Annotated in this window: 1 protein-coding gene and 1 pseudogene; one reads left to right on the top strand and one right to left on the bottom strand. The window is 68.6% G+C overall.

Features of this window, described 5'->3' with window-relative positions; all coding sequences use genetic code 11:
• Positions 1-682, top strand: a pseudogene (locus EOA33_RS36810) (thymidine phosphorylase); the annotation flags it as partial.
• Between the two features lie 18 nt (positions 683-700).
• On the opposite strand, the gene EOA33_RS36805 reads toward EOA33_RS36810, so the two are convergent.
• The coding region (locus EOA33_RS36805) for a TIGR02281 family clan AA aspartic protease (RefSeq protein ID WP_127407804.1) at positions 701-988 on the bottom strand (288 nt) is incomplete at its 5' end.

The raw sequence follows: 988 nt of genomic DNA, 5'->3' as shown, positions 1-988 counted from the left end.
TGATGCAACAGCACTTGCCAGCAGCCTGGTCGGGGTCGCCAACGGCGCGGGTCTGAAGACTTCGGCGCTGGTTACCGGTATGAACGAACCGCTGGCGTCGGCTGCCGGCAACGCCGTCGAGGTGCGCAACGCCGTCGACTTCCTCACCGGGCGCCTGCGAGATCGGCGGCTGGAGGATGTGACGTTGGCGCTCGCCGCCGACATGCTGCAATCGGCCGGGCTGGCCGCGTCGAACCAGGACGGCATCCGACGCGCCACCGAGACGCTCGCCGGCGGCCGCGCGGCGGCCGTCTTCCAGCGCATGGTGGCGGCGCTTGGCGGCCCTGCCGATTTCATCGACAAGCCTGGGAAGTATTTGCCGAAGGCGCCGGTGGAGCTTGCCGTGAAGGCGCTCGAAAACGGCTTCGTCAGCGGCATCGCGACGCGTGAGATCGGGCTTGCCGTGGTCGGACTTGGCGGCGGGCGCACGCGGCCCGACGACAGGATCGATCACGCGGTCGGCATCACCAGGCTGTCGCCGGTCGGCGCGGAAGTGCATGCCGGCGAGCCGCTGGCGCTGGTCCATGCGCGCAACGACGCTGATGCCGAGGCGGCGGCGGCAGCCGTGCTTGCCTGCTACACGATCGGGGCGTCGAAACCGCCGGCGGAAAAGACCGTCATCCGGCGCGTCCTGCCGCGCTGACAGTCCGGTCCAGCGGCTCTACTGGACCAGGAGCAGCGAGCCGTTCTCGACCTGGTATTTCTGCAGCCGCTGCAGGAAGCTCATGCCGATCAGGTTGGTCTGCAGCGCCCGGTCGTCGATCACCACCGCCTGGACGTTCTCGACCGAGATCTTGCCGATCTGCAAGCGCTCGACCGTCACCACCGCGGCCTTGATGGCGCCATTGGCGGTGTTGACCTCGTGGATGAAATCCGAGGGGTTGAGCGAGATGCCGGCGCGGCGCGCCGTCGAGGTGTTGATGGCGACCAGCGTGGCGCCGGTGTCGAT

This window comes from Mesorhizobium sp. M4A.F.Ca.ET.050.02.1.1, assembly GCF_003997725.1.
Lineage (GTDB): Bacteria > Pseudomonadota > Alphaproteobacteria > Rhizobiales > Rhizobiaceae > Mesorhizobium.
The sequence above is the reverse complement of the archived record's forward strand: the minus strand, read 5'-3'. Positions and strand labels throughout refer to the sequence as shown.